Below are 14,299 nucleotides of genomic sequence, written 5' to 3' on the forward strand. Positions count from 1 at the left end.
GAATAAAATGCTCCAAAAGGCACCGACGTCTTGAGGCCACCACATAGGCTGAAGATTACAATTTCTATGAAACTAAGACAATTGTGACCCATGCCACGCTTGCCTGAAATGTCCGCTACGGGTCAAAATGCGAAGAACTCAGGTTGAGCAAATCCGGTCCGCCCTGGCTCTACGAGCGGACTTCCGACCGCCGAGGCGCAACTTCGCAGATGCGCCAGAAGCAATCATTCCGGCTTCGATGTAGCGGCAGCACTGTCGCCACGCGGCAGGGTGATGATGAACTCGGTGAATGCGCCGGGCTTGGTCTCGACATCGATCCGGCCGCCATGTTGCTTGACGATAATGTCATGAGTCATCGAGAGGCCAAGTCCCGTTCCCTCTCCGGTCGGTTTAGTGGTGAAAAACGGATTGAACATCTTTTCTCGTACTTCGGGTGGAATACCCGTGCCGTTGTCTCGTATGCGAATCTCGATGGCCTCGCCGAGATTTCTGGTAGCTGCGCTGAGGACCGGCTCAAAGGTTTCATCGCCCGCCTCTGCCTTGCGCTTGGTAGCTGCGTAGAAGCCGTTTGAAATGAGATTCAGTAGCGCTCGGGTCATTTCCTGCGGATAGAGATCGAGCGCACCCGCATTCGGGTCGAGGTCATGCTTGAGGGTTATGCTGAACCCCGCCTTTTCCGCTCGCGCACCATGATAAGCAAGGCTGAGGCTCTCCTCGACGAGCCTGTTGACTTCCGCCGACCGGCGCTCGCCAGAACCCTCTCGCGAGTGCAACAGCATGTTCTTGACGATGGAGTCGGCTCGTTTGCCGTGCTGTACGACCTTTTCGAGGTTGTCATGCAACAGCCGAGTCAACTCCTCCACCTCCGTCCGCATCTTGTCCGGGAGCGCAGCATCCTTGAGCAGGTCGCTCAACTCGCCAGTCAGCTCCGCCGAAAGCGCCGAGAAATTGTTTACGAAGTTAAGCGGGTTCTTGATCTCGTGCGCAATGCCAGCGGTGAGTTGGCCCAGCGAGGCAAGTTTTTCAGTCTGCACGAGGCGGCCCTGCGCAGTGCGGAGGTTGTCGAGGGACTTTGAAAGGTCATCCGTGCGTTGGCGCAATTCCTTCAGCAGCCGCGCATTCTCAATGGCGATCACGGCTTGCTTGGCAAAATTGCTTAGCAGCTCGATCTGCTTGTCTCTGAAGAGCTGCACCTGATTGCGATAGACTGTTATCGCGCCAATGACCTCCTCGTCGCGAAGCATCGGCACAATAGCGACGGTCCGAGCTCCGCCAAGTTCAACGAGATCAATCGACGCTGGGGAGCGCTCGAGATACGCCTCCGTTGTTCGCATGTCGGCAACGTGGACCACCTGCCTCGTACTTATCGCCCTGGCCAGGGCGCTTTTCGGATGCGGGGTCAGTAGACGATCGCCTCGAGCGGCAGCAAATGCGGCCGGCACGTTGAATTGGGCCGCCGGTCTCATCGCGCCGCCTTCAACCAACAGCATCGAGCCGAACTCTGCGCCGCAGACGCGTGTTGCGCTCTCAAGCATCTTGTCGAATACCGGCGCCAGATCGCCGGGCGATGAGCTGATGGCCTGGAGCACATCAGCCGTAGCCGTCTGCTGCTGCAGGGATTCGCTCAAATCATCAGTCCGTTGGCGCAATTCATTAAGCAAGCGGGCATTCTCGATGGCAATCACGGCCTGCGCCGCAAACTGCTGCAGCAGCGTGATCTGCTTCTGCGAAAATCGCCGGTTCTCCTGGCGAAAGATGAGGACGTTACCGACGACGCGCTCGTCCTTCATTAGCGGCACTGCGAGCAGGCAGCGGGCGCCCCCCAGGTCAACTAACGCGCGGCGGTTGGGCTCTCCGCTGCGATAAGCATCAGACTCGAGCAGGTCGTTGACTTCGACGAACGGGTAGCCCCTCAACAGACGAGCGGGGGCCGTGGTCGGACCGTATTCTAAAGGCTGCCTGCGCCGGAATTCATCGTAAGCGGGCGGAAGCCCGTACGTGGCTTCCGTGTGGAAGCGAGCGCCGTCGTAAGTATTCAGCACGCCGAAATTGGCGCCGCAGAGCTGCATCGCCTTGCTTAGCATGGAATCGAAAACGGGCGCGAGATCGCCCGCCGACCGGCTGATGACACTCAGCACCTCCGAGGTTGCGGTTTGCTGCTCCAGCGACTCAGAGAGCTCCCGTGTTCGCGCCTGTACCTCCTCGAACAGCCGCACATTGCCGATGGCGATCACGGCCTGGTCGGCGAATGTCTGCAGCAGCGCAACCTGCTTGCGGCTGAATGCGACCGGTTCCAGCCGACGCAGTACGATCGCGCCGATGGCCTCGCCCTCGCGCAGCAGGGGTACGCTGAGCGTGCAGCGGTGCCCCTGTTCGCGCGACATCCGTTGTCCCTCCGGAAACTCCGCGGCCTCGGGCGCTTGAAAGTCGGACACCTGCACCGGTACCTTGTCGACCACCGAGCGTCCGACTACCCAGTCCCTGCTGATCGGACGTGGCGCTCCACCGGACCGTATCGGCCCGTGATGCGCACTGAAATGCAGATTGTCGCCAACCCGAAGCAGCACGCCGGCATCATAAGCATCGCAGAACGCGCAGGCGCTCTCGACAATGGCCTGCAGGGCGGGATTCACGTCGGTCGGCGAAGAAGCGATTACCTTCAAGACCTCGCCGGTTGCGGTCTGCTGCTTCAACGACTCGCTGAGGTCCTCGGTGCGCTGGCGCACCTCGTCAAACAGGCGCACGTTCTCGATCGCGATCACCGCCTGGTCCGCAAAGGTGGCGACGAGGTCGATCTGCTTTTGTGAGAACGCCTCGACACGTGAGCGCGCCAGCACGATGACGCCGATCGGTTCGTTCTCGCGCAACAATGGCACGCCAAGCGTGGTGCGCTGGCCTGCCAGCGAGGTCGTCTCATGCAGAGTGTATTCGGGATCGGCCGCGACATCCAGAATCTGGACCGGACGCCGCTCGAGCACGGCGCGGCCGGTCACTGTGCCGCGGTTGACGGCCAGCGGATTGTTGGTGAGGAAATCGATATAGGCCTCGGTGTAGCCCACCGCGGCTCCGGCGCGGTATTCGTCGCCCGCCCGGCGCATGATAAAGGCCATGTCGGCGCTGCACAGGATGGCCGCGGTGTTGACGAGAGTGTCCAGGACCGGCTGCAGCTCGAAGGTCGAGCGGCTGATGGTCTTGAGGACGTCGCCGACCGCGGTCTGCTGCTGCAGGGATTCGCTCAGTTCCTCGGTACGCGCTTGCACCTCATCGAACAGGCGGACATTTTCAATGGCAATGACGGCCTGGTCGGCGAAGGTCTGCACCAGCTCGATCTGCCTTGCCTCGAACGGGCCGACGGCAAATCGGAACACAGTGATGACGCCGAACGTCTGCCGCTCGCGCGTGAGCGGCACGCCGAGTGCCGCCCTGAATCCCATCAGTTTTTGCGCTTCCGAGCGCTGGAGCTCAGGATCGGCTAGGACGTCGGGTATATGCACCGTATGACCATCGACGATCGTTCGCCCGAATATCGATTCCCGGCCCGGCTTCCTCGAGTGTCTAGCGAATTGTTCGATCCATTCGGGCTTGGCGCCGAACGTGGCAGCGAGCCGAAAATCACCGTCGTCCTGATCCCGATACCTTATTGTTGCGATGTCTGCCTCGCACAATCGACAGGCAGATGAAAGCAGCGCATCCAGCACGGTCTGGAGATCGAAGGCCGAGCGGCTGATGGCCTTCAGCACGTCGGCGGTGGCCGTCTGCTGCTGCAGGGATTCGCTGAGATCATCGGTGCGCTGGCGTAATTCCCGAAGCAGCCGGGTATTCTCGATCGCAATTACCGCTTGGCTGGCGAAGTTGGTCAGCAGCTCAATCTGTTTGTCATTGAAAGAGCGCACCTCTTGGCGGTAAACAGTGATCACCCCGATCACTTCATCCTGCCGTAGCATTGGCACGACAACGATCGTTCGGGCACCAGCAAGTTCGGTCAACTCAACCGATGACGGATTGCGCTCAAGATAAGCCGGATGCTTACGCATGTCCTCAACCTGAACCACTTGCTTGCCGCGAATGGCGTCAGCGAGTGAGGTTCGCGGATGAATCCGAAAGGCCTTGTTCATTCGTGCGGCCGCAAACGAAGAAGGCGCATTGTACAGCGCCACCTGCCGCAGCATATCGCCTTCCAAAAGATTCATAGATCCAAACTCGGCCCCGCAAACGCGAGTTGCGTTCTCAAGCATCTTGTCAAACACCGGCGAAAGGTCGCCCGGGGATGAGCTGATGATCTCCAGCACTTCCGACGTCGCGGTCTGCCGTTCAAGCGCCTCTTTTGTCTCGTTGAACAGCCGCACATTCCGAATCGCGATGACGGCCTGATCGGCGAACGTTTGCAGTAGCTGCACGTGATGAGCGGAAAACGCACCGGGCTCCTTACGTGTAACGCTGATCGCTCCAACAACTCCGCTGTCGTGCTTGAGCGGCACGAGAAGCCTGCTTCGATAGCCGCGCGCCCGCGCAATTTCCCGCAGTGGGGAATGAGCGACCTCCGTGTCAGCGGCTTCCGCAATTTCGCCGCGACACATTTTTTCGTAATGAGGATTCCCCGCGATCGGATGCGGGAATGACGAGCGAAGCACCGTGTCAGCCTCTTTACTGACTGGCGTGAACGCAGCTAATTCAACCATATCTCCAATGATACGGAGCACGGTAGTCCCGTGCGCCCCGACAAGCTTGTTGGCGCTTTCCGCGATTGCGTCCAACACCGGCTGCACGTCGGACGGCGAATTAGCAATGACCTTCAATATCTCGGCCGTCGCCGCCTGCTGCTCGCGGGCGTCCTTTAGCTCGATCTCCAATGAGGTGGAAGGTTTAGACCGGGGTGGCCGTTTGGCCCAAGAGCGGGTGCGGCCCTTTGCGAAGCCGGCTTTGCGCGTCTCTCCCGCGCTCCTCTTGCCGCCCGTTTTCGCTGGCCCTGCCATTCCGCCTCCGGGGTGACGAGGCCATTTTACCGAGTGGAACTTGTTCTGGAAGGGGTGAAAGGAGCGAGAATCGCGGCTGCCGCTGATGTCCGCTTGGGTCAACGCGCCGTTTTGACCACTGGTGGGGCGCTTCCGCTTTGCCCCCGAGGCCGGACATCTCGCCGCGTCGGCATAACGGAAGCGATGGGCCAACACCGGAAGTGACAAGCCTTATTCAATCACCTCGTCCGCGCGCGCGAGAAGGGAAGCTGGGATTTCGATACCGAGCGATTTCGCTGTCTTGAGATTAACGACAAGCAGGTATTTGGTGGGTTGCTCGATAGGAAGCTCGGCCGTTTTGGCGCCCCTCAGAATTCGGTCCACATAGTGAGCCCCAATTCGAGCCAAGGCAGGAAAGTCCGGCCCGTAGGAAATCAATCCGCCCGCTCGCGCAAAGCCGGCGTCGAAGGAGATCGATGGTAAACCGGCTTGTACTGCGAGATCCGCCACACGGTTCGGAGGAAAGACTGGGTCACTAAATATGTCCAAGGCCTCGGCTCCCCGGGTTTTTGCGGCGGCAACAGCGCGAGGCACTTCCCCCACTTCGTGCACATCGATTACGTCGAGCTGAAAGCCGAGCTTGGCGGCCGCGGTTGGCGTCTCCGGAAACACCAGCCGATGCATCTCGTTTGAGGTGTTGAGGAAAACTCCCACGCGTTTGGCCTGTGGCAAAACCTCTCGAAGAATACCAAGAAACTTCCCACCAAAATCGGTCCGATCCATCGTAGCGACGCCCGTAAGGTTTCCGCCAGGACGGGCAAGACTTGACGCAAGTCCCATACCGACCGGATCGGCGACCAGAATTATTACAATTGGTATGTCGGGGGTGGCGTTCTTGGCAGCGCGGGCGGCAAAAGGAGTGAAGGCAACGATTAGATCGGGTCTCGACCGCACGAGGTCGGCCGCGAGCGCCGGAAGCTTGTCGAGGTGATAATCCGGGTCTTTCCGCTCAGTCGCAATGGTCGTGCCCTCGACCCAGCCAATCTTTTGAAGCTCGTCCGAAAACGCCTCAATATAGGGAACCTTGCAAGCAGGGACGCAAAGCATGCCGATCCGCGCCACTCTTCGCACCGATTGAGCTGTGGCTGCCGACCCGAAGAACAGCAGCACAACCAGAAGCGCGGACACTGTAACGGCAAATCGTCTCATGCGATCACCGTATCGCTGCACGGAAGGCGTTCGGTCTGCCAGGTCGAGCGTTAATAGCAGCTTCGAGACATTCCGAGCGATCACAAATGAACGCTATGGCTCACTTTCGGAAGTCTGACGTCGTAGCAGAGATGTCCAGTCTACCTCGGAAGCGTAAATCGTCAGGTGACACGGCAGGTCCGAAAAGTGCCGACCGCAGCAAACTACGCCCTCATTCGATCACCTCGTCGGCGCGGGCGAGCAGCGATGGTCGAAGTCTAGCACTTCAAAAGACGGGACGCCGACAAGCGGACCTCCGTGAGACCCAGCGCAACTTCCCAGATGGGCCATTTCCGGACTCATGCACCGCAGCAACAAGGGTTTCTGTTCGATCACCTCGTCGGCACCCGCGCACCGAGCTTATTCGGGTAACCCGGCTTTGCGAAGACCCTCGGTATACAGCTTCCAGCGTGATTGCCCGCCCCGGGCGATCCACGCAGATATTGTAAAGGCGGGATCGACTTTAAGCACATGCGCCGCCCACTCACGCGCCTCTGCGTCGCGTCCGAGATGGGCGAAAGCGGCGGCGAGACAGCGGTAAGCCGACGAATAGGGGTTCTGACGAAGGGCCTTCTTTCCAGCGACGATTGCCTCGTCAAAGCGCCGAAGCTCAATTAAGGCCACCCCCATCCCAGTAAACGGCCGGTATAGCAGCGGGTCTACCGGGCTCAAGCGGATAGCACGTTCAAAGCTGCGGACCGCTTCCTCCGGCTGAACTGCAATTGTATAGACCCAACCTCGGCCATTCCATGCGTGATGTGAATTTGGATTGAGCTTGACCGCCCGCTCTGCCATTTCGATCTCACGTTCACTATCGCTGACCATGAATGCCGAGGTTGCGGCAGCCATTGCTAACGTGTCTGGATCATCATCGTCGACGCTCAATGCATAGCGAGAAAGCCGGATTGCTTCCTCGCGCTCGAAATCAGGATCGTCAGCATAGCCAAAAAGGACGTTGTTCATGTGACAGAGACCTGCCAGAGCAGCGACAACGCCGAACCGAGGATCTAGCTCCAAAGCCCGACGAGCCAGCCTGATCGCTTCGGCCACCCCTTCACGGGTCATTGGGTAGTACTGTTGCGCGGCTCGAAGATAGAGATCATACGCGGTGAGGTTCTTCGGTCGTCGCCGCGCCGCCTCCGCAATTTCTGTTTGAAGTAATTTCGGGTGAATGGCTGAGACGACCGCAACTGTGACTTCGTCCTGAAGAACGAAAACATCAGTCAGGCCGCGCTCGAACCTGTCCACCCAAATGTGCGCGCCTGTCACCGCATCAACCAACTGCCCAGTGATGCGAACTTTGCCTGACGCCTTGCGCACCGACCCCTCAAGGACGTAGCGCACGCCAAGTCTGCGCCCGACTTCCTTAATATCGACGGCTCGACCTTTGAAGGTGAAGCTAGAATTGCGAGCGATCACGAACAACGATTTGAACCGCGAGAGCGCGGTGATGATCTCCTCAACCATTCCGTCCGCAAAATATTCCTGCTCGGGATCGCCGCTCATGTTATCGAACGGCAATACCGCGATGGAGGGCTTGTCGGGGAGCGCAAGAGCGCTCTCGGGCGCATCGCCCGGATCCGGGCCCGCAACTTCTCGCGTCTCCTGCACCTGTCCGACGAAACGGAATCCCTTGCGCGGAAACGTCTTGATGAGGCGCTGCTCCTCGCCGGTATCGCCGATGGCCGCGCGGACAGCATTCAGGCGAGTCGTAAGCGCAGCATCGGACACAATGCGACCTTTCCAAACGGCGTTGATAAGGTCGTCCTTGCTGACGACGCGCTCTCTATTTCGGATCAGGTATTCGAGCAAATCGAACACCTGTGGTGTAATGGAAACGACCTGTGCCCCGCGATGCAGTTCGCGCCGGTCGATGTCAAATGCGAATTCCTCGAAGCGATAGCGCAAGTTGCCAAACCTCTCACGGTGTCCTCCCTTCGCAGGAAGGCATCTTCGCACACCCAAAGAATAAGCCGATGGTATGAAAAATGTAAGCCGATGGTTGAGCGGGTTTTGAGCCGTGGCATCTCATCTGATGCGGCGCAGCCCGACTTCCGGTTTGGGTCAAAGGCTGACCTGGGCAGATCCGCGATGCTATTCCGCTCAGCTCTCGGAAGCGGTGCGTTGACCGCATGGCGGGTGAAGACGTGCTAGGTCGTTACCGCACGGAACAGACGCCATTTGTCGGGCACGCCTTTGAGAATGTGGCGGCCGCGCTCCTCAAACGTCAATCCGGAGCCTGCCACGAGATCGCGAACCGTCTGTGAGACCAGAACTTCACCCGGGGCAGCTAGCGCCGCCACACGTGCACCAATATGCACGGCAATGCCAACAATATCGTGAGCGACGAATTCGCACTCGCCGGTATGCAAACCGCAACGGACCTTCAGATCGAGTGGGCGCACCGCGTCGCCGATTGCGCTCGCGCAACGCACAGCGCGCGCAGGGCCATCGAACGTGGCAAGGAAACCGTCGCCGGCGGTATTGACTTCGCGGCCGCGATACTGACCGAGCACGCCCCGAGCTTTGGCATAGAACGCATCCAGCAGCACGCGCCAGGCGCCGTCGCCGAGAGCGGCCGCGCGCTCCGTCGATCCCGCAATGTCGACAAACAGCACAGTTGCAAGCACCCTGTCCGGCTCCGCTGCTTGCCGATGCCCGGTGACGAACTCTTCGACCTCATTGATAATTGCATCCTGATCGCCAACCCAGACCATATGGTCCTGACCGCTGAGCTCAATCAGTTTGGCGCAAGGAATCTGCTGCGCCATGTAGCGCGCATGCTTCACGTCAATGACGCGCTCATCGGTGCGATGCAAAATCAAGGTCGGCACACGCGTCACGGGCAGGATGTCCCTGACATCGATCTCCCGGTTCATGCGCATGATCGCCGATGCCGCGCCTGGGCTTGCCGAGGCCCTGAAGTAGGCGGCGGTTTGCTCAAGTGCCTGCTTATTGCCAGCGAGGCTAGGCGCCCACATCAGCAAACTCATCGCATCTGCCGAACCCCAATGGTGCTCAATGTCATCGAGGAAAGCGCTCCACTGCGCATCGGTCCACGCGAATGCGTAGTCAGGGGCCCACGAGCGTCGCGCATAAGTGCCACAAAGCACCAGAGCTGACGTGCGTTCGGGATACGTAGCTGCATAGAGCAGCGACATCGGACCGCCCTCGGACACGCCAAACAAGGTGGCCCGCTGAGAACCAACCTGGTCCAGCACCGCCTGCACGTCGTGCATCCGCTGTTCAAGCGTGAAGATCTGGGAACCGCGATCGGACATTCCGGTGCCGCGCTTGTCGAACGTGATGACCCGCGCAAACGTTGCAAGCTTGCGGAAAAAGGAAGCGCGTGCCGGCGATTGCCAGAGCGCTTCGACATTGGAGACAAAACCTGGGACGAACAGCAGGTCGCGCGGACCGTCGCCCATCACCTGATAGGCAATATGGACGTCGTCACTTTTGACATAGTGAGTGGCCGGGATGTCAGCCATGGTGGCCTACTGCGTGACAAACCGCGCGGCGCGAGTGTCGCACCTCATTCCGCGTCAGGCTAGCGAAATTCGGTGGAGAATTTGGCTGCCGCCCACCCGTAAGTACCGGCGCGACTGGGGGAACCCAGGGTGACGCCAGGTGCGGCCGCGATGTGCGTTTCGGGTCAAACGCGACCGGTCCGGCCGATCTTGCTCACCCTTTGATGTCGGCTTCGTCCCGAAAGCTACCGAGTTGGTGCGGCGATGCAATGTGACACGATGGGCCAATTCCGGAAGTGGACTGTGCCTACTCGATCACCGCGTCGGCACAGTCGAGAAAGGATGCCGGAATCTCGATGCCGAGCAATTTCGCTGTCTTTAAGATTGTTGGTAAGCAAGCATTTGGTGGGCTGCTCCGGTCATTGAAAGTTTGCGGTTCACGGGTCAGGTCAACCACGCATCATAAGATGATCAGAACGAGAGTCGCCCCCGGCTTGGGTCCTCGTTGATTGAGCAGGCGCCGCGCTCAGCTCCCACCAATAGGCTGTCGGGCATAAACGCTTCCACTACTCTGCACAGGACCGGGGCGGCGCCCCACGGCAGGGGGCGTCGCCCGACTGCTATCAGATCGTCACGCGGCTGCCGTCGAAGCGCGTGAAGGAAAAGCCGTCGAAAGGTTCGCGGAGGGTCATGCGCTCGTCCCGCAGCATGCCGATAGCCACTTCTTCGCCGATCGCCATTGAGGCGGAGGCGTCGGAACGCCAGTGGATGCCCGCCCAATTCCGTCCGAAACCGTAATTCGCCGCGAGCTTGTTCAACTCTCCACCCACCGTGAGCGGCGGCCCGTTATAGGGCACCAGTTTCGTCGGGTCGGCCGGATCGGGCTGCACCGGGTTGGCGATGACGCGGCTCTCGTCGAAAAATGCCTTCAATAGGGTAGCTGCGACGGCACCAACGCTCGTGGCACCGCCGGGATAGCTGGAATGGAAGGGTGCGGCCTCCGGATAGGTTTGTGACAAAAGATAGGTGCCGTATCTGCCTTTGCTGCGATCGAGGGCTTCCGATCTCAGGAAGTTATCGTGCAACGGGTAGTCGCTCACGCCATTGGCGAGGCGATGGTGGGCCAGACCGCCATAGGCTTCCGGTCGTACAGCCCGGTGCACGAAATACTTCTGCCAGTAGGACACGCGGGCGGAGTTATTGATCCCCATAGCGACTAGTGCCTGCAGATAGGGCAACCCGAAGGTGGCAGCTCCAGGGTTTTGGGTTTTCGATTTTCGATACGGGTTCGATGGGTAGGACGCGGGCTCGGCCGGTGGATACATCCCGGAGTAGCGTTGGTCCGTCCCACCGCCGGGTGTTGCAAGGAGCAGTGCTGCCGCCCACCCAAATGCAGGACCACTGTGGACATACTCGGCGAGATCTCTTCCTGTCGCTACGTATCGCGGTGTCGTGTCGAACTGCAGCCTGCGTTTCGGTGGAGTGCCATTCTGGATCGCCAGCCACTCCTCATATTCGGTCAGGAATTCGTTGGCGGGCGACGGGGTGCGAATTTGAGCACTGACCCACTGTGCGGCGTTGGGCACGTCCCGGAGCAGGAATTGCGAGATCAGCGGGCCGTCCAAAACACCCAGAGGCGTGACGGAGCGACCCTTCGGGTCAGTCGGGTCGAAGTAAAGCGCATTGGCACGGAACAGCGTCCCGGGTGTGACCCGACCACCAGACTTCGGCCCGCGGAAATCCGCAAGCTTGTTGATTTCCTCGGTCGCTGCAAGCACGTCGCGGTTGGAGGTGTCGTCGCGCAACTCGGTAAGCGGAACATCACGAAGCAGGGATTGCCAGTATACCTCGACCGCCTCGCCGCCGCGCTCCGCACTTGCAAGGGCCGGCGCCGGCGGTAGCGCAATCTGAGTAGGGTTCATGCCGCTCAGGCTGACGGCCAGCGTGCCTACCGGATTGACCAGTTTGCGCGTGCCGCCGAGCGGGATTTTCTCGAAATCAGCGGGATCGCCCGACTGGCAAGCAATATAGAAAGCCTGCCAAGCAGCTTGTTCCACTTCGCCGCGTTTGTCGTGCGGCAGGCCCCGCGTATCGGAACCGATCTTGTTGGTGTAGCGCGCCTCATCGCCATTCGCCGGGTGGGGCGGGATGGGAATTTTCTCGTTATTGCTCGCGCAGGCCGCTCGGACTTCGAAGGCGCGGCGCTTGAACGCCGCGTCGAGCGGTCGCGCCTCCATGCCCACGCCCACGGTCTGCGCCGCGGCCGGGGCTACTCCGGACATACCCGGCGGAGACGCAAGCACGGCGGCGCCAACTGCGATGCCGGCCCCGCCGAGGAGCGAGCGGCGAGTGACCGCCGTGGTCTGCAGGGTCGGCAGGGTCGGCGATGCCAGGTCATATACAGTCGAAATAGTGGGGTGGTCAGCCATGGAGATCTCCTTCCTCGCAGGCACGCTCTGGGGCCCGCGCTTCAGATTCAAAGCATCCGGGCGCGCCTTGCGCGCACCCGCGTTGGAATGCGAATGCTGAAGGACCGGCGAAAAAGGAAGTCGGTTTTTCGAGTGCAATGCTGCCGATGGCACGACTGCTGTCCGTTCAGTCCCGCGAGGAATTCGGCATTCCCGCCTGCGACGACAGCTATTTAAAGAGTACACGATCTCGTGCGTCCGGAAAAGACGCCTGAATCTTTGGACGACTTCCGCTTAGGATCAAAAGCCGACCGTTGGAGAGCCCAGGAGCTTGTTCTGCAACGGGGCCACTTCCAGACATCGCCGATGGGTATAAGATCAGCCGCCACCCGGAGAACGACAAGTGGCCCGAATAACTTCCTTGGTATGCATCCTAACGACTCTCATAATCCTTGTGGTCGCCACTCCACCACGGGCTCTGGCAACACCAGAAGCGTCTGCATGCGGGTACCTCGCTGGTCTCATCGATAAGGCACCGCCAGGGCCGTTGTTCTTGCCCAGCTATCCGACCGTGAACTCGGGGCCTCTGCATGGCGCCGCATGCCTCTATGACAATGCGGTGGCCGCCATCGCATTGGTCGGTTGCGGTGAGCAAGACAAAGCACGTCGCATCGGCGCGGCGATTCTCTGGGCCATCGACAACGACCGGAGCTGGCATGATGGACGGCTGCGGAACGCCTACGGTGAAGACCGAGATGGTGTGTGGACCGAAGGGACAAGCCAAATGGCTCTCTTGCTGAAATTGCTCGGCAGGACTGCGGAGGCAAAATCGTTGGTCGCTGTCATCGAATCCCAGAGGTCGCCGGATGGCGGGTTCTATGCCACAAGTGTCCGAGCGCTACCGACCGGGTTCATGCTGGATACCGATCCGGCCAAGCCACGACTCTATTTCCGATTGCCACATCTTGGCGCTGCTTCGTGGGCTGCTCTTGCAGAACGCGGGTTCAATCCCTTTACGGCGACCAAAGGACTTCCGTAGTTGAACCGCAGTGGCGCCCGTCCAGCTCCGAATTGGATCAAAAGCTCCGTTTTGACCAGCGGTCGGGAGCGTCCGGTTTCCCCCGTCTCCGGACAACTCACCGCTACGCCCTAATGGAAGCAATGGGCCAATGGTTGCCCTTCGGGTTAGAAGCGCTGACTCATTTCCAACCACCTTTACCTCCGGCGCGCGACTTTTTGCCTCATCGCCTGAACTTTGGGATCAGTGCGCTGAACAAAGAGGGATATCCGACGGGAGTTGAGATTCCCGCAAGGTTCACATCGGTAGCGGATACGTTTGTATGAGTCGCCATGCGGCTCGCAATGCGAACTGACGACGCACTTTGTGCGCAAGAGCCCCAGATCCGAGTCATCCAGAGGTATCGCTGCCTTTCCAGGAAAGGAGGAGACCTCATGCAACTCAAGCAAACCGCAATCCGCATGTTTGCCGCCGCGTGTCTCACCTGGACCACGTCAGTTTTGGCTCAGCCAACCGAACCTCAGGACCCGAGAATCAAGGCGGCCATGGACCTCTTGGTGTCGATCGCGGCCCAGCTTGGTCCGCCAAGGGTCGAAGGTACTGAACCCGTTGCAGGCAAGGAGGTACCTGTCATTTATTTTGGTTCGGCAAAGATGAACAATAGTTTCGACCTGGTCGACGAGGTCGTGAGGAAAGCGCAGGGCACGGCCACAATTTTCGTCAGAAGCGGTGACGAGTATGTTCGGGTCGCGACTAACGTGAAGAAAGATGATGGCTCCCGAGCGATCGGAACTATTTTGGATCCCAAGGGCAAGGCGATCGAGTCCATCAGGAAGGGCGACGCTTTCTATGGCGAGGTCGACATCCTCGGCAAGCCCTACGTCACAGGCTACAAGCCTATCCGGGATGCCTCGCAAAACGTGGTCGGCATCTACTACGTCGGCTATCTGAAATAGATCGCCTCTGCGGTCTGTCGTGCCGCCAATGTGCTTCAACGTCCATGCCAACCGCGCTCGGCGCGGGGTGAGGGCACGAAACGATTGGATCGGTGACTACAAGTTTGTGTTCGCGCTTCCCGGGACTTGCGGAATGTCTGCCTTGAGTCAGAAGCTGCCGTCGCACCTAAAGCGGCCCCGCGTCCGCTCTACTGGCGATCCGCGACATCACACCGGGATCGGCGTGGTTCTGCTAAGCCAACAACGG

The 14,299-nt window shown here is 59.8% G+C and carries 7 protein-coding genes; 2 read left to right on the forward strand and 5 right to left on the reverse strand.

All coding sequences use genetic code 11. The features are described 5' to 3' along the window. Positions 1 to 224 precede the first annotated feature (224 nt). From ACNJYD_RS30335 to ACNJYD_RS30355, 5 genes are all read right to left on the reverse strand, one after another. Positions 225 to 4,973, reverse strand: a complete 4,749-nt coding sequence (locus ACNJYD_RS30335) for a GAF domain-containing protein (RefSeq protein WP_439364162.1) — start codon at positions 4,971 to 4,973, stop codon at positions 225 to 227. 210 nt (positions 4,974 to 5,183) lie between these two features. Beyond that, positions 5,184 to 6,161: an ABC transporter substrate-binding protein gene (locus ACNJYD_RS30340; protein WP_212254389.1), complete on the reverse strand. Its 978-nt coding sequence runs from the start codon at positions 6,159 to 6,161 to the stop codon at positions 5,184 to 5,186. 399 nt (positions 6,162 to 6,560) lie between these two features. Continuing rightward, positions 6,561 to 8,108: a winged helix-turn-helix domain-containing tetratricopeptide repeat protein gene (locus tag ACNJYD_RS30345; protein WP_212254388.1), complete on the reverse strand. Its 1,548-nt coding sequence runs from the start codon at positions 8,106 to 8,108 to the stop codon at positions 6,561 to 6,563. A gap of 242 nt (positions 8,109 to 8,350) precedes the next feature. Then, the gene (locus ACNJYD_RS30350) at positions 8,351 to 9,691 is read right to left on the reverse strand and encodes an adenylate/guanylate cyclase domain-containing protein (RefSeq protein WP_036046399.1); all 1,341 of its coding nucleotides are present in this window, start codon (positions 9,689 to 9,691) and stop codon (positions 8,351 to 8,353) included. Between the two features lie 602 nt (positions 9,692 to 10,293). Continuing rightward, positions 10,294 to 12,099: a vanadium-dependent haloperoxidase gene (locus tag ACNJYD_RS30355; RefSeq protein WP_212254387.1), complete on the reverse strand. Its 1,806-nt coding sequence runs from the start codon at positions 12,097 to 12,099 to the stop codon at positions 10,294 to 10,296. Positions 12,100 to 12,697: 598 nt separating this feature from the next. Between ACNJYD_RS30355 and ACNJYD_RS30360 the strand changes: the two genes are divergently transcribed. After that, positions 12,698 to 13,117 (forward strand): hypothetical protein, encoded by a 420-nt coding sequence (locus tag ACNJYD_RS30360; RefSeq protein WP_349628373.1) that lies wholly within the window; start codon positions 12,698 to 12,700, stop codon positions 13,115 to 13,117. 413 nt (positions 13,118 to 13,530) lie between these two features. Continuing rightward, a complete protein-coding gene (locus ACNJYD_RS30365; RefSeq protein ID WP_246570592.1) occupies positions 13,531 to 14,052 on the forward strand; it encodes a Cache 3/Cache 2 fusion domain-containing protein in 522 nt (173 codons plus the stop codon). The last annotated feature ends 247 nt before the right edge of the window (positions 14,053 to 14,299 follow it).

It is taken from the genome of Bradyrhizobium sp. SPXBL-02 (assembly GCF_051853065.1).
Classification (GTDB): Bacteria; Pseudomonadota; Alphaproteobacteria; order Rhizobiales; family Xanthobacteraceae; genus Bradyrhizobium.

Bases quoted from the DNA above. Each gene is read 5' to 3' on its own strand.
- ACNJYD_RS30335 (WP_439364162.1), bottom strand. From the start codon at position 4,973: ATGGCAGGGCCAGCGAAAACGGGCGGCAAGAGGAGCGCGGGAGAGACG.
- ACNJYD_RS30340 (WP_212254389.1), bottom strand. From the start codon at position 6,161: ATGAGACGATTTGCCGTTACAGTGTCCGCGCTTCTGGTTGTGCTGCTG.
- ACNJYD_RS30350 (WP_036046399.1), bottom strand. From the start codon at position 9,691: ATGGCTGACATCCCGGCCACTCACTATGTCAAAAGTGACGACGTCCAT.
- ACNJYD_RS30355 (WP_212254387.1), bottom strand. From the start codon at position 12,099: ATGGCTGACCACCCCACTATTTCGACTGTATATGACCTGGCATCGCCG.
- ACNJYD_RS30365 (WP_246570592.1), top strand. From the start codon at position 13,531: ATGCAACTCAAGCAAACCGCAATCCGCATGTTTGCCGCCGCGTGTCTC.